We start from the raw sequence: 20,600 nt of genomic DNA, 5'->3' as shown, positions 1-20,600 counted from the left end.
CTTCCGGTCCCTACAGATGATCATCTCGCCTCGCTGCGTGGTCTTGTTCGCGACTTCCTTTCGGGAAGTCTCACCACTTGCACGGCTCAACCGAACCTGACCCGGCGGCCAGGGGGAGGCTTGATAGGAGGCGATCGGGTTTGTCGCCCGCTCTCCTCCATGGCTTTCACCTCTTCCACCGTCCCCGCACGTTACGGTTCCGATGGAAGCGCCGGCCCCCGCCTGCCCGCGAACGTCTCGCGAAACACTCCGGCGACGGAAGCGGAGAGATTGTAGGCATGGGTTGGAAGAGCGAGGATGAGAAAAGGGCCAAGTGATTGAGGAATTTGAGCTGCAGAGGGAGATCATCCTCCCTCCCGGAATGAAATGGGTGGTGGAAACGGCTGCGGAGCACGCTCCGATACCTCTTGACCCCGCTTCCCTTGTTTCCATTTCAATGGCGTTTCCAGGAGGAGGCGACCATGTCCGATGATCATAAGGCCGTCCTTGTCAAGATAACCGGGAGGGTACAGGGCGTCAGCTTCCGCGTCTGGACACGCGACGAGGCAGTGCGGCTCGGTTTGACGGGCTGGGTCCGCAACGAAGAGGACGGGGCGGTGGTCGCCCTGATTGCAGGTCCCTATGCCGCGGTCTCGATGATGATCGAGCGCTTTCGACGCGGGCCTCCCGCCGCATCGGTTTCCGGTGTGGAGACACAAGCGGCCACACTGGCAGAGTTTCCGACGGAGTTCCGCATCAGCCGGTGACGGCGCCCACGATGCGCCAAAGAAGACATTGAAAGTTCGGGCTGGCAGAGCGCCACAAAGCGTGGTCTTTTCCTCGCAGAAAAGAGGAGCGCGCCATGAACGAACCGACAGGCCCCGTCGCCAATTCCGCCGATTTCACGTTTGACCCGTTCGAACAGGCTACGTCCCGCAAGGGCGCCGGCATCCCAGCGATCGAGACCGAGCGGCTCATCCTCAGACCGCACCGGATCGAGGATTTCGATGCCTATGCGGCATTCTGGGCCGATCCGGAGGTTGTTCGCTTCATCACCGGGGTTCCCTCAACGCGGGAAAACAGCTGGGGACGGATGCTGCGGGTCAACGGCATGTGGCACCTGATGGGCTTCGGTTTCCTGGCGATCGAGGAAAAAGCGACGGGACGGCTTCTCGGCGAGGCAGGCTTCCAGGACATGCGCCGCGATTTCGAGCCTTCCATCGAAGGTACGCTTGAAACCGGATGGGCGCTCATCCCCTCCGCCCACGGCAAGGGATATGCGACGGAGGCGGTGGGCGCGCTCCTTGCCTGGGCCGATGCGCATTTTCCAGGCCGGCGAATGACCTGCATCATCAGCCCGGAAAACCAGGCCTCTCTGCGGCTTGCCGCCAAGTTCGGTTTCCACGAATTCGCCCGCAGCAACTACCACGGCCCGATCGTCGTGCTTGCCCGTGAAGCAGGCGCACGGACGGCGTAGACCTCAGCCCTTTGCCGGAAACTCCGCCAGCCGTGCGGCATAGCGGGCCATGGTGTCGACCTCGAAATTGACGAAATCGCCCGGCTTGCGGTCGCCCCATGTCGTGACGGCCAGCGTATGGCGGATCAGGAGGACGTCGAAATCCGTGCCTTCGACCGCGTTGACCGTCAGCGACGTGCCGTCGAGCGCGACCGAACCCTTCGGCGCGACGAAGCGAGCCAAATGTTCCGGCGCGCGAAGACGGATGCGCACCGCCTCGCCTTCCGGCTCGATCGCAAGGATTTCCGCCTTGCCGTCCACATGACCGGAAACGATATGGCCGCCGAGTTCGTCGCCGATCTTCAGCGGCCTTTCAAGATTGATCCGTGTACCCTCGGTCCATGCGGAGACCGTCGTCAGCCTGAGCGCCTCTTCCCAGGCTTCCACCTCGAACCAGCGCTCGTTACTACCTTCGTCCGGAAGGGCCGTCACCGTGAGGCAGACGCCGGCATGGGCGATCGAGGCGCCCATATCGATCGTCTTCGGATCGTAATTGGTGGCGATCCTGAGCTTCAGCCCCTCGTCCATCGGCGTCAGTTCGGAGACCGTGCCGACATCGGTGACAATTCCGGTGAACATCAGGAGACCCTTTCGTATTCGAACGTGCGGTCAGGACCGTATGCGGCTTCGCCTACCAGCTCGAAGCCATCCGGGATATCGGATGGCACGACGGGCGATTCAAGTCCGTTGCCGTCAATCGTACCGGTGCCCTGGAATAGCAGGATGCGATCCACGAGGCCGGCATTCAGGAAGGATTTCGCGACCGCCGCCCCGCCCTCGACCAGGATCGAGGAGATCCCCCGAGTCGACAGCGCTCCCAACAGCAGTTCCAGATCGTGCGGGTCGCATTGGAGCGTTTCGACACCGGCCGCCCTGAGGGCCTCCCGGCGCTCGATGACGGCCTGATCCGGATCGTCGCTGAACAACGGCGGTTCGCCGGCGACCGCAATCACCGGCACGTCCTTCGCCGTCCGCACAAGATTGGAGGTCAGCGGCAAGACGAGCCGCCTGTCGAGCACGATGCGGGTGGGCGACCTGTCCTCCATACCGGGAATTCGGACCGTGAGTTCCGGGTCATCCGCAAGCACCGTACCGATGCCGACGAGGATGGCATCGGCCTGAGCCCTCAGCCGATGAACCTCGTCCTTGGCGAGCAGCCCTGTGATCGCCACCTCTTCGCCCGGACGGCCAAGCATGCCATCGGCGGAAACCGCAAGCTTCAGCGTCACATGGGGGCGGCCCTTCGTCTGACGCATGAGGTAGCTGGCGAGCGCCCGCCGTCCCTCCTTCTCCATCAAGCCGTTTTCCACGATGATGCCCGCCTCCTCGAGGATCGCCAATCCTCGGCCGGAGACACGTGGGTCCGGGTCGGTCAGGCAGGTGACGACGCGGGCGACGCCGGCTTCCACCAGCGCATTGGCACAGGGCGGCGTCTTGCCGTAGTGCGAGCAGGGTTCGAGCGTGACATAGACGGTCGCCCCCCTCGCCTTGTCGCCGGCGATCGCGAGCGCCTGGGCTTCCGCATGCGGCCTGCCGCCCGGCGCCGTTACCGCCTCGCCGACGATCTCGCCGTCCTTGACAATGACGCAGCCGACCGATGGGTTGGTGCCGGTCAGGCCGGCATGCCGACGCGACAGTTCGAGCGCCCGCGTCATGAACTTTTCGTCATCAGCCGCGGTCATCCGTCACGCTTTCCTATGGCTCCACGCCGGGATCGCGAGCGATCTTGGCATTGATCTCGGCGATCACCTTCTCGAAATCCTCCGCATGGGAGAAATCGCGATAGACCGACGCGTAGCGCACGAAGGCCACGTCATCTAGGCTCTTCAAGGCTTCCAGCACCTGCAGGCCGATTTCCTCCGACGATATCTCGCTTTCGCCCGAGCTTTCCAGTCGCCGGACAATGCCGGAGACCGCCCGCTCGATGCGGTCGTTGTCGACCGGCCGCTTGCGCAGCGCGATCTGGAAGGAGCGCACCAGCTTGTTGCGGTCGAACGGCACCTTGCGGCCGGTCTTCTTGGTGACCATCAGCTCGCGCAGTTGCACCCGCTCGAACGTGGTGAAGCGGCCGCCACAATCCGGGCAGATGCGCCGCCGGCGGATGGAGGTATTGTCCTCCGCCGGGCGCGAGTCCTTGACCTGCGTGTCTTCCGAGCCGCAATAGGGGCAGCGCATCGCTTCTCCTTAGGTCTTAGGTTTTCGGCTTACATATAAGGGTACATGGGGAAACGGCCGGTGAGCGCCACCACCTTTTCCCGAACACCGGCTTCCACGGTGGCATTGCCCTCGTCGGAATTGGCGATCTTCAGGCCGTCGAGAACCTCGACGATCAGGTTGCCGATCGCCTTGAACTCCGCTTCCTTGAAGCCCCGCGTCGTGCCGGCTGGCGTGCCGAGGCGGATGCCGGAGGTGACGAAAGGCTTTTCCGGGTCGAATGGAATGCCGTTCTTGTTGGTGGTGATGTAGCCGCGGCCAAGGGCTGCTTCAGCGCGCTTGCCGGTGGCGTTCTTCTTGCGGAGATCGACCAGCATTAGGTGGTTGTCGGTGCCGCCGGAAACGATGTCGAGGCCGCCGGCCTTCAGCGTCTCGGCAAGCGCCTTGGCGTTCTTGACGATCTGCGCGGCATATTCCTTGAATTCCGGCTGCAGCGCCTCGCCGAAAGCGACCGCCTTGGCGGCGATGATGTGCATCAGCGGACCGCCCTGCAGGCCCGGGAAGACGGCCGAATTGATCTTCTTCGCCAGTTCCTCGTCATTCGTCATGACGACGCCGCCGCGCGGGCCGCGCAGCGATTTGTGCGTCGTCGTCGTTGCCACATGGCAGTGCGGGAACGGCGAGGGATGCTGACCGCCTGCAACGAGGCCGGCGATATGGGCCATGTCCACCATCAGGTAGGCGCCGACCGAATCGGCGATCTCGCGAAAACGCTTCCAGTCCCATATGCGGGAATAGGCCGTGCCGCCGGCGATGATCAGCTTCGGCTTGTGCTCCTCGGCCTTCTTCTGCACGTCGTCCATGTCGAGCAAGTTGTCGCCTTCGCGCACACCGTAGGAAACGACGTTGAACCACTTGCCGGACATATTGACCGGCGAGCCGTGGGTTAGGTGTCCGCCCGAGTTGAGGTCCAGGCCCATGAACGTGTCGCCGGGCTGCAGCAGCGCCAGGAAAACCGCCTGGTTCATCTGCGAGCCGGAATTCGGCTGGACGTTGACGAAGTTGACGCCGAAAAGCTTCTTGGCGCGCTCGATCGCCAGTTCCTCGGCGATGTCGACGAACTGGCAGCCGCCGTAATAGCGTTTGCCCGGATAACCCTCCGCATACTTGTTGGTCATGATCGAACCCTGCGCTTCGAGCACGGCGCGGGAAACGATGTTTTCCGAAGCGATCAGCTCGATCTCATGGCGCTGGCGACCCAGCTCCTTCTCGATCGCACCAAAGATTTCCGGATCGGATTCGGCGAGAGGACGGGAGAAGAAGGCATTGGTGTTCGACATGTGCGAGGCTCCTCGAAGGGGTGGGGCATGCGATGTCGCGTCTTAGCGCCCTGCCGGGTACAGGGCAATATGGAGAACGACATTTGCGGGCCTGAAGGCGCGGCGAAAAGCCTTTGAACGAAAAAGCCGCACCCTTTGCGGATGCGGCCTTCGATAGTCTGACGACTGCGCCGGCTTACTGCGGCAGCATGTCGTCCTCGATGGAACCGGCCGGCTTCTCGACACCGGTCGTGGTCTGCAGCGCCAGTTCCTGATTGCCGTCGAGTTCGTAGATGTCGTCGCGGAACTGCACGACGCGGTCCTTCGCCGACCAGGCCGTGACGTAGACGATATAGACCGGCACTTCCTCCGCCAGCTTGATGGGCGTGTTGACGCGGCCGGCGATGACGCGCTCGATCTCCTGGCGCGACCAGCCGGGCGTGTCCCGCAGCAGCCAGGTGATGAGGTCGCGAACGTTCTGCACGCGCATGCAGCCCGAGGATTCGAAGCGCATCAGCTTGTTGAACAGGCCCTGCTGGGGCGTGTCGTGCATGTATTCGTTGTTCGGGTTGTGGAAATTGATCTTCGTCGAGGCCATGGCGTTGATCTTGCCGGGGTCCTGACGGAACATGAAGTTCGGCGCCTTCGGAGCGAACCAGTCGACCGTTTCCGGCGCGACTTCGTTGCCCTTGCCGTCGATCAGGCGGATGTTGTTGCGGGTGAGATAGGTCGGATCCTTGCGCATCAGCGGCACGATGTCCTTCTCGACGATCGAGCGCGGAGCCGTCCAATAGGGGTTGAGGATGACTTCGTAGATCTTCGAGTTGATGGCGTGCGTCGGCCGGTCGATGCGGCCGACGACGGCATTGGTGCGCAGCGCCACGCGGTCGTTCTCCACCGCCTCGATATAGGCGGCCGGAATGTTGACCATCACGTAGCGGGGGCCGAGATCGCCCGAGAACGTCTGGAGACGGACGAGATTCGTGTTCAACTGCTGCAGGCGGACGTCGGCCGATACGTTGAGCGCCTTGACGGTGAATTCGCCGAGAACGCCGTCGGCCGGCAGGCCGTGACGGGCCTGGAAGCGCTTCACCGCGCCGTCGACATAGGAATCGAAAGCGGACGAGATGCCGGCTTCCCGCGGCAGGTCGCCGGAAATCATCAGACGCTGGCGCAGAACCTGAACGGACGGATCGACGACGCCGATCTTGAGGCGCTGCTGGCCGGGATTGATTTCAGGCCAGCCGCCGTTCGAAACGATCTGCTGATAATCGAAAATCGCCTGCTGGATGTTCGCCGGACCGCCGGGGCCGAGAACCGGATTGTTGGAGACGACGCCGACGGCCGTGCGCGACGCCGCCTTGGCGTCGAACTGATCGTCCCAGGTGCCGCGGCGCGGCGCATTGATGAGGTCGTCGACGGCCGACTGCGCAAGAGCAGGTGCGGCAAGCGCCGCAGCTCCGGCGGAAACGGCCGAGCGGAGCAACGCGCGGCGGGACAGAACTTCGGATCCGGTCTTTTTCGACATCATACTACCCATCTGGTCCCGAGTATCGTCTTAAACGCCTACCGGGATATGGTTAACAAATGCGCAAAAGAATGCGCCGCCAGCCACGGCCTCGTCGTCATCGCGATATCGTGAAGCACGAAGTCCCGCCCGGCCCTTTGGTTCAGCGGGTCCCATAGCAATATGGCGAATTGGTGTCAGGTGCCAGCGTGTCACAATGCCGTGCGGGGCATGTGATCTTTTTGCATGCCCCTGTGCCCGTCAACCGCGAAAACCGGAGGCGCAGGGGACGCATCCGGTTCCGATCGCTGAGGAGGTCTTTTGCCGGCGGCCGCCCCTGTGGATGAGACGGCTGCTGGAGCTTTCGATTACAGACGATAGAGGATCTGGTCGTTCCAGAAACGGTCGAGGCGTTGCAGCAGCTTGTTCATCTGGCTGAACTCGCCTTCGCCGATGCCGCCGACCTTTTCGATCGAGCCGATGTGACGCTCGTAGAGCCTGGCGACGGTTTCGGCGATCGCCTGGCCTTCCGGCGTCAGGCTGATGCGGACCGAGCGGCGGTCGATGCGTGAACGCTGATGGTTGATGAAACCGAGGTCGACCAGCTTCTTGACGTTGTAGGACACGTTGGAGCCGAGATAGTAACCGCGGGAGCGCAGTTCGCCGGCCGTCAGTTCCGAATTGCCGATGTTGAACAGCAGGAGTGCCTGAACGGCGTTGACATCGTCGCGGCCCTGGCGGTCGAATTCATCCTTGATCACATCGAGAAGACGGCGGTGCAGGCGTTCGACCAGATGCAGCGATTCCATGTAAAGGGAGCGAATGGTTTCTTCATGCGGTTCTGCTACTGCCGGTGCCGCCTGCGGCTTCAGTTTCGTGTTCATCATGACTGCCTCACTCTGTTTTGTTTGGCGGTGTTTGTTTCTTCCCGCCTTGAGACAGACACTATCCAATACGCATAAAATTCGACTTAAAACATAGGCTTAACAAAGGCTTAACGCGGCGCGTCGAATTCCGGCGGCCGATTGCCGGCTATGAGAGCCAGCACTTCAGGCTATTACAAATCAACAACTTAGCCGGATATTTTTCGTCAAATGCAGCCCCGAAAGCTTTAATTTCAGGGTAAATCAATCCTTACCCGCTCGGCTTTGCGGCGGGCTTCGATCCATAAGGAGAGGCGGAAAACGATATAAAGCGCCGCCACGAGGCCATGCATGAGAGGCACGAGCCGGTTATGACCGAATATATCCGGCCAGACCATATACATCAGAACCTGCGTCACGGCAGCGATCGCCCAAAGCACCGGTCCCCAGGAAACCGCAAGCCAGAGACCGAGCGAGGCGACCGGGAAAAGAACCGCGAGAGAAGACGCCGCCACCTTCCAGGGAAGGCTCAGGAGATCGAAGCGCGCCATGCCATGCAGCGAATAGCCGACCAGCATCGCCCAATATTGCAGGCCGAACCAGAAGCAGATGAGCGCGATCATCCGCAGGAAGATCACGTAAAGGATTTCCGTCAGCGTGCGCCTCGGCACGTTCAGTGAATCAGGCTCCATAGGATCTACACTAGCCGCCCCGGCCGCCAACCGCCAGTGCCGGACCAGCGCCTGCACAATCGTTCAAGAGCTTTGAATTCGGCCCGGCTACATCTTCCGCCAACCGAAGGAGCAGACATGAGCAGCGACTTTTCCCGCGCATCAGTCAATCTTGCCGAAAAACTGCAGCGGATTCCCGATCTCTGGCAGCCGCGCGTCGTAGCAGAAATGAACGACTGCCAGTTCAAGCTCGTCCGCATCCAGGGCGACTTCATCTGGCATGATCATCCCGAAACCGATGAAACCTTCATCGTTCTCGAAGGAGACTTGCGGATCGATTTCCGCGACGGCTCCGTCCATATCGGCCCCGGCGAAATGTTCGTCGTGCCGAAGGGCGTCGAGCACAAGCCGTTTGCCGAAAAGGAAGTAAAGATGATGCTGGTGGAGCCGCGCGGCGTTTTAAACACCGGTCACGAAGGCGGCGAACGCACCGCCCAAAACGATCTCTGGATTTAGCGCTGCGGCGATCCCGCCCATTCATAAAGATCCTGCTCCATGATAATAGCGGCGCAATTGCAGAAGAATGGAGCCCTATCATGGACAAGACGCATCTGGTCGACGAGATCACCGGCCATCGCCGCATGCGGCGCAACCGCAAGGCCGACTGGACGCGCCGCCTCGTCCAGGAAAGCCGGCTGACGGTCGATGATTTGATCTGGCCGATCTTCATCGTGCCCGGCACCGGCATCGTCGATCCGATCGCGGCCATGCCCGGTGTCAGCCGCATGAGCGTCGACAAGGCAGTGGAAGCGGTAAAAGAGGCCGCCGATCTCGGCATTCCGGCGATCGCCACCTTTCCCGACATCGAAATGGAACTGCGCGACGAGACCGGCTCCAACAGCCTTGTTCCAGACAATCTGATCAACCAGGCGACGGCGGCGATCAAAAAGGCGGTACCGAATATCGGCATCATCACCGACGTGGCGCTCGACCCCTTCACCAGCCACGGCCATGACGGAATCCTGCGCGATGGCGTGATCGTCAACGACGAGACGGTGGATCAGATCGTCAGGGCGGCCGTGATGCAGGCGGACGCCGGTGCCGACATCATCGCGCCGTCGGAGATGATGGACGGCCGCATCGGCGCGATCCGCCACGCGCTCGATGCCGCAGGCCACCAGGATGTCGGCATCATGTCCTATGCGACGAAATTCTCGTCCGGCTTCTACGGACCCTATCGCGAGGCGATCAACACGAGCGGCCTCCTGAAGGGTGACAAGAACAGCTACTATATCTCGCCGGCGAACGGCACCGAGGCCCTGCGCGACGCAGCACTCGACGTCGAGGAAGGCGCCGACATGCTGATGGTGAAGCCGGGTCTTGCCTATCTCGATATCTGCTGGCGCATCAAGGAAGCCTTCGGGCTGCCAACCTTCGCCTATCAGGTCTCGGGAGAATATACGCAGATCAAGGCGGCCGCGATGAACGGCTGGATCGACGGCGAGCGGATCATGATGGAGACGCTGCTCTGTTTCAAGCGCGCCGGCTGCGACGGCATCCTCACCTATTTCGCGGTGGATGCGGCGAAGAAACTGGCAAAAAGCCGTTGAGACTTGTTGTATAAATGGTTTCTACCCATATCCTTTGGGTAGAAACAGGAGACACGAACCCGATGACCCTCGACCCGAACCCCGCCTATGCCGCCCCCGACGACTGGCGGGCCTATAGTGGCGTTCTGTCGCGGCGGGTCTTTGCCTTCGTCATCGATTACCTGATCATCCTGCTGCTCTGCATTCCGGCAGCGGTCGTCGTCTTCTTCCTCGGCATCATCACGCTCGGGCTCGGCTTCATGCTCTATCCCGCGCTCTTCGTGATCGTCGCGCTTCTCTATTTCGGCCTGACGCTCGGCGGCCCGAACCAGGCATCGCCCGGCATGCGCGCCATGGGGGTTGCCATGGTCCGTCTCGACGGCCGGCGGATGGACTTCCTGACGGCGGTCGCCCACACGGTGATCTTCTGGATCATCAATTCGGTGCTCACGCCGCTCATCCTGCTCGTCGGCCTCTTTACCGAACGCTCGCGTCTCGTGCACGACATGCTGCTCGGCACCGTCATCATCCGGACCGCGTAACCGTCACCGACAGAACGTTTGTCGTGCAAGCGGTGCTGCGCCACGCTGCACATGGTTGACGTTTTACTTTTATGCGCCATGGTATGGATTACGATGACAAGACGGGACCACCGCGACGCAATGAATACCCAGGCAACGCCCTCACCGCAGTTTTATCTGACGGCCCCGGCAGTTTGTCCCTACCTTCCGGGCGAGATGGAGCGCAAGGTCTTCACTCACCTGGTCGGTCCGCGCGCCGCCGAAATGAATGATCTCCTCACCCAAGGCGGTTTCCGACGATCGCAAAACATCGCCTATCGCCCGGCTTGCGAATCCTGTCGCGCCTGCGTTTCGGTCCGCATCCTCGCCAATGATTTCGAGCATAACCGTTCAATGCGGCGCGTGCTCGCGACCAACAGCGACCTGGTCTCGACCGTCTATCCAGCGCAACCCTCCACCGAGCAGTTCTCGCTTTTCCGCCGCTACCTCGATGACCGGCACCAGCGCGGTGGCATGTCCGACATGTCGGCGCTTGACTACGCGATCATGGTGGAGGATACGCATGTCAACACCCGCATCATCGAATACCGCCGTCGCGAGCCGGGTTCGGGCATCAGCAATGAGCCGAAGGGGGAATTGATGGCCGTGGCACTCACCGACATGATGAGCGACGGGGTTTCCATGGTCTATTCCTTCTTCAACCCCGAACTCGAAAAGCGGTCGCTCGGCACCTTCATGATCCTCGACCACATCAACCGCACGAAGGCGCTCGGCCTGCCGCATGTCTATCTCGGCTATTGGGTCAAGGGGTCCTCAAAGATGGGCTACAAGACCCGCTTCCTGCCGCAGGAGCATCTCACCCCGCGCGGCTGGGAGCTCTACGATCCCTCAACCGACGCCTGATACCTGACCCTCTCCATGAACAGTCACAAGAAGGGCCTCGTGCTCACCACCATCGGCGGGCTCGCGCTCTCCTTCGACGTGCCGCTCGTCAGGCTCGGCCATGGCGAACTCTGGTCGACGATCCTATTGCGCAGCGTCACCACCTTCTTGGCGGCAATCCTCCTCTGGCTCCTCGTCCGCCGCTTCGGTTCCAGCCGCCCGATCCTGATCCCCGGCAAGGCGGGCCTCGCCGCCGGCTTCTGCTACGGCATTTCGACGATCGCGTTCCTCGGCGCCATCTTCAACACGGCCACCGCCAATGTCGTCTTCATCGTCGCCTTCACGCCGATGTTCGCCGCACTCCTCGGATGGCTGGTGCTGAAGGAACGCCCCTCGCCTGCGACGCTTCTCACCATGCTGATCATGCTCCTGGGTGTTGGACTGATCGTTTCGGGCGGCCTTTCCGGGGGGCATCTCTTCGGCGATGCGCTGGCAATTCTGGTCTCCTTGCTGCTGGCACTGGCGATCACCATCGGCCGGGCGACGCGCATCGACATGGGCTTCGTGCCGCTCGTCGCGGCTGTCATGCCGGGGCTGATCGGACTTGCCTTCGTGGGCATATCTTCCCTTGCCGGCACGGGCGGCTTTTCGGTCCCCGATCCCTTCTGGGTGATATTCGACGGAGCGGTCATGATGCCGCTCGCCTTCTGGTGCCTGGCAACCGGCCCGAAATATCTCTCCGGCCCGGAAGTCGGCATGTTCTATCTGCTCGAAACGATCCTTGCGCCGATCTGGGTCTGGCTGATCTTTTCGGAAGTCCCCTCTTCCCGCACGCTTCTCGGCGGCGCGATCCTCATCCTGGCGCTGATCGGCTATTCGCTCTGGCAGATGCGGAGAGTGGAGAGGGTGAAGGCGCAGATGGCAACCTCCGCCTGATATAGCGCTCGCATTTCAATCTATCTATGGTAGCATCACAGCTCAACCGTGTCCTCGATCGTCTCGGCTGGAAAGAAGGCCATGTACTCGAAATCCATGCGGACGATACAGGCATGGAGCTGTTCGATCCCAAAAACGTGTCGGATGAAGACTTCCAGCGTCAACTCCTCGCCGCCAAGATGGCGATGAGGAAATATCACGTCGCCCTCAGCCACTTGGCGAAGACCTGATCACCCCGCAAATTTCCCGCTTCTCGGAAAGCCCTTCGGCACGACGCGTCCGGCGGAGGCGCGGTCGCCTATCCATTCCAGAAGCTCGTCCTTGTTGCGCGTGAAGACACGGCCGGCGCTGTCTTCCCAGGAAAGCCCGTCGGCCATCGCGAAACACTTGACGTCGGAAATGCCGCCGTCCTTGTAGCGCTGCAGGCGCACGCCCTTGCCGCGACTCATCTCGGGAAGCTGGACGAGCGGGAAGACGAGCATCTTGCGGTTCTCGCCGACCACAGCGACGTGATCGCCCGAAACCGGCACGACGAGCTTCGCCTCGTCCGGCATGCCGACGTTCATGATCTGCTTGCCCTTGCGGGTGTTGGCGATCATTTCGCTTTCCGCCACCACGAAGCCGTTGCCCGCAGTCGAGGCGAGGATCAACTTGCGCGACGGGTCATGCACGAAAGCGGTCAGGATGTCCTGATCGTTCTCCATGTCGACCATGATGCGGACCGGTTCGCCGTGGCCGCGGCCGCCCGGCAGCCTGTCGGCGCCGAGTGTGTAGGCCTTGCCTCCCGTCGTCACCAGCAGCAGCTTGTCGGTCGTCTGCGCCGGGAAGGCGAGCTTCGGCCCGTCGCCTTCCTTGAAGGTGAGGTTCGACGTATCGGACATGTGCCCCTTGAGCGCGCGGATCCAGCCCTTCTGCGAGACGACGACGGTGATCGGTTCCTTCTCGATCATCGCCTGGTTGATCGCTTCGATATCCGCCTCCGGCGCGTCGGCAAAACTCGTCAGGCGCGCATAGGGCTTGCCGCGGCCCTTGGCGAAACTCTTGCGGACCTCCTGGATCTGGTGCTCGACGACCCGCCACTGCTTGTCGTCGGACGCCAGCAGCGCCTCGATATCCGCCTTTTCCTTGGTGAGCTCGTCGAACTCGGTGCGGATCTCGAACTCTTCGAGCTTGCGCAGGTTGCGCAGCCGCATGTTGAGGATGGCTTCCGCCTGCGTATCCGTGAGCGACCAGCGCGCAATCATCACCGGCTTCGGCTCGTCCTCCTCGCGGATGATGCGGATCACCTCATCGAGATTGAGATAGGCTATGAGAAGGCCGCCGAGAATGTCGAGCCGCCGGTCGATCGCCGCCAGCCGGAAACGCGAGCGGCGGATGAGCACTTCCTTGCGGTGTCCCAGCCACTCGCTCAGAATCTCGTTGAGCGCCATCACCTTCGGCACGCGGCCCATGGAGAGGACATTCATGTTGAGCGGGAAGCGGTTTTCCAGCTCCGTCAGCTTGAACATCGATTCCATCAGCAGCGTGGCGTCCACCGTTCGGCTCTTCGGCACCAAAACGATGCGAACGTCTTCCGCCGATTCGTCGCGCACATCCTCCAGCAGCGGCAGCTTGCGGGCGAGCAGCAGCTCGGCGATCTTCTCGATCAACCGCGATTTCTGCACCTGAAAGGGGATTTCGGTGACGACGATCTGATAGCCGCCACGGCCGAGATCCTCGATCTGCCAGCGGGCGCGCACGCGAAAGCCGCCGCGGCCGGTCTTGTAGGCCTCGATCATAGAGGCCCGGCTATCGATGATGATGCCGCCGGTCGGCAGGTCGGGCCCCTCGATGCCGCCCCTGGCGGGATCGGCCGGGTCGGCCATCAGGTCCTCGACGGTCGCGTCCGGATGCTTGATCAGATGCAGAGCCGCATCGCACAGCTCATGCACGTTATGCGGCGGGATCGAGGTCGCCATGCCGACGGCGATACCCGAGGTGCCGTTGGCAAGAAGATTGGGAAAGCTGCCCGGAAGGACGACCGGCTCGCTGTCCTCTTCGTTGTAGGTCGGACGGAAATCGACCGCATCCTGCTCGATCCCCTCCAGCAGGAGACCGGCGACCTCGGTCATACGGGCTTCGGTATAACGGTAGGCGGCGGCGCCGTCTCCGTCGATATTGCCGAAATTCCCCTGCCCGTCGACGACCGGATAACGCTGCGAGAAATCCTGGGCAAGGCGAACAAGCGCGTCGTAGACGGATTGATCACCATGCGGATGGAACTTACCAATGACATCGCCGACGATGCGGGCGCATTTCTTGAAGGCCGAATTCGGGCGGATGCCCATCTCGCTCATAGCGTGGATGATGCGGCGATGGACCGGCTTCAGCCCGTCACGCACATCCGGCAGAGCACGATGCATGATGGTCGACAACGCATAGGCGAGATAACGCTCCTCGAGCGCAGCCTTCAGGTCCACCGGAAGAATATTGTCTCCGCCGTCGCCGCCGGAAGGAGGTGTCAGATTTTGTCCCATGGGCCTTGACTACCGGAAAGCCTGATTCCCGGCAAGAATCATGTACGAAGCGTCTGTGGAGAACGGGCCACAGCGATGAATTTCGCCATCCTTTCGTTCCCAGGGCAAAGCCGCAATTTCGCCGCGAGAAATACCGAACAATCCGATGGACGTTTCAACATCCTCGCCTATAACTGCCGCACCAACTCAAATGATCGCGGGCCAAACCTTTGCCCGCCAGGAGGAAAAATCGATGCAATACTCCACCAGGGCCCGGCTGCTTCTCGCCGGCGTCGTGCTTTCCACACTGGCCGGGCCGGCCTTCGCGCTGGACGGCAACGACCTCGTCGCCAAGATCAGCAATGCGATTTCGGTCCAGAGCAGCGGCAGCCTCTCTGCAGAATCGGTCGCGGTCAACGGTTCGGATGTGACACTTACCAATGCCAGGTTCACCGCCACCTCCGGTCAGCCGAGCTTTCCGCTTGGCACGATCCGCCTCGAAGGCGTGGAGGAAAACAACGGCGGCTACACGATCGAAACCGCTTCCTTCGACAATGTGGACATCACGCAGGACAAGACGACTTTCACCGCTTCGGACATCTCGATGAGCGGCCTTGTCGTCCCATCCGATCCTACCGCCAACAGCCTGGACGCGGTCCTTCTCTATGACGAGGCGCATATCGGCAAGATGGCTGCAACGATCGACGGCAAGCCTGCCTTCTCTGTCGATGAAACGAACCTAACGACGGAAGTGGCAGACGACAATTCCTCCATCGGCTTCGATCTCCAGGCCAACGGCATCAAGAGCGACCTGAGCCTCATCGAGGACGCCAAGGCCAGGGAAGCCCTTCAGCAGCTCGGCATTGCCTCCCTCGACGGCAAGGTGACGATGCAGGGAAGCTGGGCGCCGGAAGACGGTGCACTGGACGTCGACGAATATGCGCTCGACTTCGCCGATATCGGCCGCCTCAATCTCACGTTCAGCATCTCCGGCTACACGCTGGACTTCATCAAATCGGCAAACGAGACCGCCAAGGCGATGGAAGCGAACCCCAATAAGGAAGAGGCGCAGCAAGCCGCGAGCCTCGCCATGCTCGGCCTGATGCAACGCCTCACCTTCAACAGTGCGGAAATCCGCTTCGAGGATGCCGGCATCACCAAGCGCGCACTCGACTATGCGGGCAAGAGCCAAGGCACCACCGGCGAGCAGATGGCCCAGATGTTGAAGGGCATGGCGCCGATGATGCTCGCGCAGTACAACCTGCCGGAACTGCAGAACATGGTGAGCGCGGCGGTCAACACCTATCTCGACAATCCCGGCAGCTTCACTATCAGCGCCGAGCCCGAAAACGGCGTTCCATTCCCGATGGTCATGGGCGCTGCCATGGGCGCCCCCGACACGCTACCGAAGGTACTCGGCATCGAGGTCACGGCGAACGACTGAAACGGCAAGCTTCAATTTTTGGCGCCCCGGAGAGCAGAGCTTTCCGGGGCTCTTTCTCCATCAATGAGATGCCGGAGTTGCAAACGAGGCATGCTCCTTGTCGTGAAGCGCAAAGCGATCGATCATGCTGGCGCTTGCTTCATTCACACCGTGAACGCTCACATCGATTCCACGCCGGCGGAATTTCAGCACGACGTCGTCAAGCGCGCCGACTGCGGAAATATCCCATAGATGGGCCTCGCTCACGTCGATCAGCACTCTTTTTATTGGCTCGTCAAAGTCGAAAGCCTTGATCAGGCTTTCCGTGGAGGCGAAAAATACCTGACCGTCAACTCTATACGTCCGGCTCGTGCCATCGGCGTTGAGTTCCGAGCGGACGTGGAAAAGACGGGCGACCTTGCCGGCGAAGAAAATGCCGGACAGCAACACGCCGACCAGAACCCCCTTGGCCAGATCGTGGGTCGCGACAACCGTCACCACGGTTGCCAGCATGACGACCGACGACGGCAGCGGATTGTGCCTGAGGTCACCGATCGAGCGCCAGGAAAACGTGCCGATCGAAACCATGATCATCACGGCAACCAGAGCGGCCATCGGGATGATGCGGACGAGATCGTCGAGCACAACGATGAGGAAGAGCAAGAAAGCCCCGGCCACGAAGGTCGACAGCCTGCCGCGTCCACCCGAGGAAACATTGATGACCGACTGACCGATCATCGCGCAGCCGCCCATGCCGCCGATGAGACCGGAGGCGATATTGCTGACACCCTGGCCGATACATTCCTGGCTCTTGTTGCTGGTCGTGTCGGTCATGTCGTCGACAATCCTTGCCGTCAGCAGGGATTCCAATAGACCGACCGCAGCAAGAGCAAGCGAATAGGGAAAGATGATCTGAAGCGTCTCCCACGTCAGGGGCACGCTCGGCAGGGCGAAGACCGGCAGCGCGGATGGCAGTTCTCCAAGGTCGCCCACTGTGCGGATATCCATGCCGAGGAAGACCGATGCTCCGGTGAGGACAGCAATCGCGACCAGAGGCGAAGGGATGGCTTTCGTGATCCTCGGGAAAAGATAAATGATGGCAAGCCCCGCCGCGATCATGACATAGGTCTCGACCGGAACGCCGATCAGTTCGGGAAGTTGTGCCATAAAGATCAGTATCGCGAGCGCATTGACAAAACCGGTCATGACCGACTTCGAGACAAAGCGCATGACCCGGCCAAGCTTTGCAAGCCCCGCCAGAATCTGCAGCGCGCCCATCAGCAATGTCGCGGCGAAAAGATATTGAAGGCCGTGATCGCGGACCAGCGTCACCATCAGCACGGCAGTCGCAGCCGTCGCGGCCGAAATCATCCCCGGTCGCCTTCCCGTAAACGCCGAGACACAGGCAATGGCGAAAGAGGCGAAGAGACCGACCTTGGGATCGACCCCTGCTATGACCGAAAATCCGATTGCCTCCGGAATCAGGGCAAGCGCCACCACGATGCCCGAAAGAATATCGCCACGAATGTTGGAAAACCATTCACGGCGGTACGCAGAAAGTTTGTTCATCAGGAAACTTCGCAAAAAGAACTGCATCCGCCAGGAAAGAGATATCCGGGTGTCGGAACGGCTGATGCTTTGCGTTGTCCGGCGGATCGGCGGCCGGAAGAGCCACCCGGGAGTTTCACCCGAGTCCTTGTGATGCGACACAATAGCCTGCGAAATGCTGCGCCGCAACACCAACAGCGAAAACCCGGCTGTCCTTGCCGGGCTTCCTGGTTCTCCTGGTGCGTTATTCCAGAACCTGGATTACCGTACGCGTTTGCGGATTGACGACGACGCGCTGTTCGTTGACGACCGTGTAGGCGTAGTCCGGATGATCCTGGATGGTATGGATTTCCACGGTGTCCGGCAGCGCAGTGCCAACCGCGAGCGTGCCGTCATAGGTGACCGACGGAACGGTCTGTTCCATCACATAGGTCCGGACCTCGCCGGGCAGTTCCATCGTCGTCGAGCCGGTAACCGCCGGATCCTTCGTGATGATTGTCGTTTGTGCATAGGCTGCGCCCGAAAGAGCGATCAACGCTGCGGAAACAGCCGCGAGAGTCTTGTGCATGTTCTTCTCTCCCTGTGCTTGAGCCGACCTAACAATGCAAACGAGCGATCGTTCCCGCGCTCCCCGCTTGCGCTGAATGCGGCAAACGACACCTTGACGCCGTAGGCAGGCGCAGGTGAAAACCGCGGTGCGGCGCAATGGGCAGGCTCGATGTTCGGGGAGCGCCGCTATCTATGAAAGGTTTCTATTCCCATGCTGGCATGGCTTGCCGCGGAAACGCAGACGATCGAGAAGCTGGAGACCGCCCGCAAGCGTTTCGAGCCGGCCCACCCCTCCTATTACAGCGGCCGGCCCGGCAACCAGTTGCAGCGGCTGATGACTGCACGCCAGGATTTCCTGTCGATCTGGCGACAGAGCGACCACCGGGAAACGGTCCGGGACATCAAGCTCTTCGGGCGGCAGATCGTTGCCGTGAACTCCCCCGAGGCGATCAAATACGTGGTCGCGACCCGGCACGAGAATTTCGAACGCAAGACGCCACAGATGCGCCGGGCGCTGGAATATCTGCTCGGCGACGGGTTGTTCATTTCGGACGGCGAAACCTGGAAACAGAGGCGCCCGCTTGTCGCGGACATCGTCCACAAGCACCGCGTGCCCGCCTTCGGCGATATCATGAAGAACACGTCGCTCGAACTGGCCGAACGCTGGACGGGACTCGGGGACGGCGCGTCCGTCAATGCGCTCTACGAGATGGCGGGATTGACGGCGGAAATCATCTCCCGCAGCGTCTTCGGCAATGATCTCGGCGAGGAACGCGCCGGCATGGTCACCGACGGATTCACCAGCTATCAGGCGCTGATCGACTCCATCAATATCGGCTATTTCCTCGGCTTCGACGAAGGCCTGCCGCTCCTTCGAACCCCTTCGCTCCGCCGTTCCGTCAAGCGCATCCATGGCATTATCGACCGGGTGATCGAGGATCACCTGGCCGGCAAGGGCGACGACAATTCGATGGTGGAGCTCTTGATCCGCAGGCAGAAGCGCAATCCGGAACTCAATCTCGACGTGGTCGCGCTCCGCAACGAGGCGGCGACCATCTTCATGGCAGGCCACGAGACCACCGCCGCGACGCTCACCTGGGCCTGGTATCTGCTCTCCAGGGCGCCGTGGGTCGAGGAGGCGGTGCATGCGGAGATCGAAGAGATCTGCGGCAGCAACGTGCCGACCGTCGCGGATGTACCCAACCTGAAATGGTGCACGGCGGTGATCGAGGAAACGCTTCGGCTCTATCCGCCCGTCCCGATCCTCGCCCGACAGGCGAAGCAGGCCGACCTGATCGGCGACCTCGACGTCAGGCCTGCTTCCCTCATCCTGATCGTGCCGTGGGTCCTGCACCGGACACCTTCGCTTTTCGCCGATCCGCATCTCTTCAAGCCGGAGCGCTTCCTGGAAAAGCGGCCGACGCCCTACAGCTATATTCCCTTCGCAAGCGGCCCGCGCATATGCCCGGGCCTGCAATTCGGTCTCACGGAAGCGATCCTCTGCCTTGCCGTGCTCGCCCAAAGGTTTCGCCTGCGCGTGCCGGAGGACCACAGGGTCGAGCCCGTCAGCCGGCTGACGCTGAGGCCCCGCGGCGGCCTGCCCGTCACCCTCCATCGGCGGTGAGGGTCGATGACCGAGACTGGAGATATGCCGCCCACCGCAAGCCCGACCAAGCGCAAGGCCTGGCTCTACAGGGAAACCGATGCGCCGACGCTTGGCGATTTCTTCGCCGGCGGCGAGCCCCGGCAGCGCTTCCTCGATTTCTGGCGCCCCGACGCCCTGAGCAACGCCGGCGAAATCCTGATGTTCTTTGCCTTCAAGCTATTGCCGGCAAAGGCGGTTTCCGAAATCGGCGGCGCGCTTGGCCGCTTTGCCGTGCCGCGCTGGCATAAAAAGGCTCTCTCCCGTGTGAGGAACAATCTCAGGGTCATCCGGCCGAATGCATCGGAGGCGGAGATCGACCGGTGGGCGGAAGAGTTTGCCGATTCGCAGGGGCGGCAGCGGGCGGAATATTCCGTCCTGCAAAGGCTGGCTGCCGGCCGCAACATCCGCTTCGTCGGCACGAAAGACCTCGTTGCCCAGTGCTCCGGCCGCCCGGTGATCTTCATCGGCTTCCATACCGGGAACCTCGAAATTCTCTGGCAATGCCTGATCAACATGGGGCTTACTGTCACCACCAATTACGATCCACCGAAGCGCCGCTCGCACCAGTGGATCACCGACCGCATCCGGCGGCGCGGCGGGCTTGGCCTCTTGCCGCCCGGCAGGAGCTATGTCCGGCCTGCCTTGAGAATTCTCCAGTCCGGCGGCAACCTGCTCATCTATTGCGACGAGGGGTTCGGCGGGATCATGCGCGCCCCCTTCTTCGGACGCAGGCCGCATCTGCAAAGCAATTACGCGCTGGTCTCACGGATGGCGCGAAAGACCGGCGCCCTCATTCAACCCGTCTATCTGACCCGCGACGGCGGGACGCGCTTCACCTTCCATGCTTTGCCGCCGGTCGATTTGCCGCCGGAGGATTCGCCGGGAAGCCGGCTGGTCGAAGATATAGTATTGCTCAATTCCGTGGTCGAGCCGATCATCGCCGCCCATCCGGGCCAATGGTTCTTCCTCGACAACCGGATCGTGCCGCTCTGAATGCATATCG

The 20,600-nt window shown here is 61.6% G+C and carries 21 protein-coding genes and 1 other annotated feature; of the genes, 10 read left to right on the top strand and 11 right to left on the bottom strand.

Features of this window, described 5'->3' with window-relative positions:
• Nucleotides 1-461 precede the first annotated feature (461 nt).
• The gene (locus JL39_RS12760; protein WP_037150673.1) at nt 462-746 is read left to right on the top strand and encodes an acylphosphatase; all 285 of its coding nucleotides are present in this window, start codon (nt 462-464) and stop codon (nt 744-746) included.
• Between the two features lie 95 nt (nt 747-841).
• Nucleotides 842-1,456, top strand: coding sequence for a GNAT family N-acetyltransferase (locus JL39_RS12755; protein ID WP_081952819.1), 615 nt, complete (start codon nt 842-844; stop codon nt 1,454-1,456).
• A 3-nt stretch (nt 1,457-1,459) separates the two neighbouring features.
• Here the strand turns inward: JL39_RS12755 and JL39_RS12750 are convergent, their stop codons facing one another.
• The 7 genes from JL39_RS12750 to JL39_RS12720 all read right to left on the bottom strand — a co-directional run bounded on the left by JL39_RS12750 (nt 1,460) and on the right by JL39_RS12720 (nt 8,030).
• Entirely contained in the window at nt 1,460-2,074 is a 615-nt protein-coding gene (locus JL39_RS12750; RefSeq protein ID WP_037150671.1) for a riboflavin synthase, read from the bottom strand.
• The gene (ribD, locus tag JL39_RS12745; RefSeq protein ID WP_037150669.1) at nt 2,074-3,177 is read right to left on the bottom strand and encodes a bifunctional diaminohydroxyphosphoribosylaminopyrimidine deaminase/5-amino-6-(5-phosphoribosylamino)uracil reductase RibD; all 1,104 of its coding nucleotides are present in this window, start codon (nt 3,175-3,177) and stop codon (nt 2,074-2,076) included. Before ribD ends, JL39_RS12750 begins: the two co-directional genes overlap by 1 nt.
• Before the next feature lie 13 nt (nt 3,178-3,190).
• The gene (gene nrdR / locus JL39_RS12740; RefSeq protein ID WP_037150667.1) at nt 3,191-3,670 is read right to left on the bottom strand and encodes a transcriptional regulator NrdR; all 480 of its coding nucleotides are present in this window, start codon (nt 3,668-3,670) and stop codon (nt 3,191-3,193) included.
• A 29-nt stretch (nt 3,671-3,699) separates the two neighbouring features.
• The gene (glyA, locus tag JL39_RS12735) at nt 3,700-4,989 is read right to left on the bottom strand and encodes a serine hydroxymethyltransferase (protein ID WP_037150664.1); all 1,290 of its coding nucleotides are present in this window, start codon (nt 4,987-4,989) and stop codon (nt 3,700-3,702) included.
• A gap of 175 nt (nt 4,990-5,164) precedes the next feature.
• Nucleotides 5,165-6,496, bottom strand: a complete 1,332-nt coding sequence (locus JL39_RS12730; protein WP_037150937.1) for a L,D-transpeptidase family protein — start codon at nt 6,494-6,496, stop codon at nt 5,165-5,167.
• Between the two features lie 347 nt (nt 6,497-6,843).
• On the bottom strand, nt 6,844-7,359 hold the full coding sequence (locus tag JL39_RS12725) for a MarR family winged helix-turn-helix transcriptional regulator (RefSeq protein WP_037150934.1): 516 nt from the start codon (nt 7,357-7,359) through the stop codon (nt 6,844-6,846).
• A gap of 233 nt (nt 7,360-7,592) precedes the next feature.
• Complete coding sequence (locus JL39_RS12720) at nt 7,593-8,030, bottom strand: DUF6163 family protein (protein WP_037150662.1); 438 nt, start codon at nt 8,028-8,030, stop codon at nt 7,593-7,595.
• A 117-nt stretch (nt 8,031-8,147) separates the two neighbouring features.
• Between JL39_RS12720 and JL39_RS12715 the strand changes: the two genes are divergently transcribed.
• The 5 genes from JL39_RS12715 to JL39_RS12695 all read left to right on the top strand — a co-directional run bounded on the left by JL39_RS12715 (nt 8,148) and on the right by JL39_RS12695 (nt 11,937).
• The gene (locus JL39_RS12715) at nt 8,148-8,525 is read left to right on the top strand and encodes a cupin domain-containing protein (RefSeq protein ID WP_037150660.1); all 378 of its coding nucleotides are present in this window, start codon (nt 8,148-8,150) and stop codon (nt 8,523-8,525) included.
• A gap of 77 nt (nt 8,526-8,602) precedes the next feature.
• Entirely contained in the window at nt 8,603-9,619 is a 1,017-nt protein-coding gene (hemB, locus tag JL39_RS12710; RefSeq protein ID WP_037150658.1) for a porphobilinogen synthase, read from the top strand.
• A 62-nt stretch (nt 9,620-9,681) separates the two neighbouring features.
• A complete protein-coding gene (locus tag JL39_RS12705; RefSeq protein WP_037150655.1) occupies nt 9,682-10,140 on the top strand; it encodes an RDD family protein in 459 nt (152 codons plus the stop codon).
• A gap of 120 nt (nt 10,141-10,260) precedes the next feature.
• Complete coding sequence (locus JL39_RS12700; protein WP_037150654.1) at nt 10,261-11,022, top strand: arginyltransferase; 762 nt, start codon at nt 10,261-10,263, stop codon at nt 11,020-11,022.
• Between the two features lie 15 nt (nt 11,023-11,037).
• A complete protein-coding gene (locus JL39_RS12695; RefSeq protein WP_037150651.1) occupies nt 11,038-11,937 on the top strand; it encodes a DMT family transporter in 900 nt (299 codons plus the stop codon).
• Between the two features lie 35 nt (nt 11,938-11,972).
• Here the strand turns inward: JL39_RS12695 and JL39_RS31940 are convergent, their stop codons facing one another.
• Nucleotides 11,973-12,137, bottom strand: a complete 165-nt coding sequence (locus JL39_RS31940) for a hypothetical protein (protein WP_161784758.1) — start codon at nt 12,135-12,137, stop codon at nt 11,973-11,975.
• Between the two features lie 30 nt (nt 12,138-12,167).
• Nucleotides 12,168-14,453 (bottom strand): DNA topoisomerase IV subunit A, encoded by a 2,286-nt coding sequence (gene parC / locus JL39_RS12685; protein ID WP_037150648.1) that lies wholly within the window; start codon nt 14,451-14,453, stop codon nt 12,168-12,170.
• A 232-nt stretch (nt 14,454-14,685) separates the two neighbouring features.
• On the opposite strand from parC, the gene JL39_RS12680 reads away from it, so the two are divergent.
• Nucleotides 14,686-15,876: a hypothetical protein gene (locus JL39_RS12680; RefSeq protein ID WP_037150646.1), complete on the top strand. Its 1,191-nt coding sequence runs from the start codon at nt 14,686-14,688 to the stop codon at nt 15,874-15,876.
• Nucleotides 15,877-15,936: 60 nt separating this feature from the next.
• Here JL39_RS12680 and JL39_RS12675 read toward each other — a convergent pair whose 3' ends face one another.
• Entirely contained in the window at nt 15,937-17,424 is a 1,488-nt protein-coding gene (locus JL39_RS12675; RefSeq protein ID WP_037150927.1) for a SulP family inorganic anion transporter, read from the bottom strand.
• A gap of 72 nt (nt 17,425-17,496) precedes the next feature.
• Nucleotides 17,497-17,554 (bottom strand) — a sequence feature (sul1 is cis-regulatory element that is thought to sense ions involved in sulfur or methionine metabolism; They are found in Alphaproteobacteria).
• Between the two features lie 93 nt (nt 17,555-17,647).
• Entirely contained in the window at nt 17,648-17,971 is a 324-nt protein-coding gene (locus JL39_RS12670; RefSeq protein ID WP_037150643.1) for a DUF1236 domain-containing protein, read from the bottom strand.
• A gap of 192 nt (nt 17,972-18,163) precedes the next feature.
• Here JL39_RS12670 and JL39_RS12665 point away from each other — a divergent pair, with 192 nt between their 5' ends.
• Complete coding sequence (locus tag JL39_RS12665; RefSeq protein ID WP_037150641.1) at nt 18,164-19,576, top strand: cytochrome P450; 1,413 nt, start codon at nt 18,164-18,166, stop codon at nt 19,574-19,576.
• A gap of 6 nt (nt 19,577-19,582) precedes the next feature.
• Entirely contained in the window at nt 19,583-20,590 is a 1,008-nt protein-coding gene (locus tag JL39_RS12660; protein WP_037150639.1) for a lipid A biosynthesis lauroyl acyltransferase, read from the top strand.
• Nucleotides 20,591-20,600: the final 10 nt, after the last annotated feature.

The sequence above is a fragment of the Rhizobium sp. YS-1r genome, assembly GCF_000757525.1.
Lineage (GTDB): Bacteria > Pseudomonadota > Alphaproteobacteria > Rhizobiales > Rhizobiaceae > Neorhizobium > Neorhizobium petrolearium.
The sequence above is the reverse complement of the archived record's forward strand: the minus strand, read 5'-3'. Positions and strand labels throughout refer to the sequence as shown.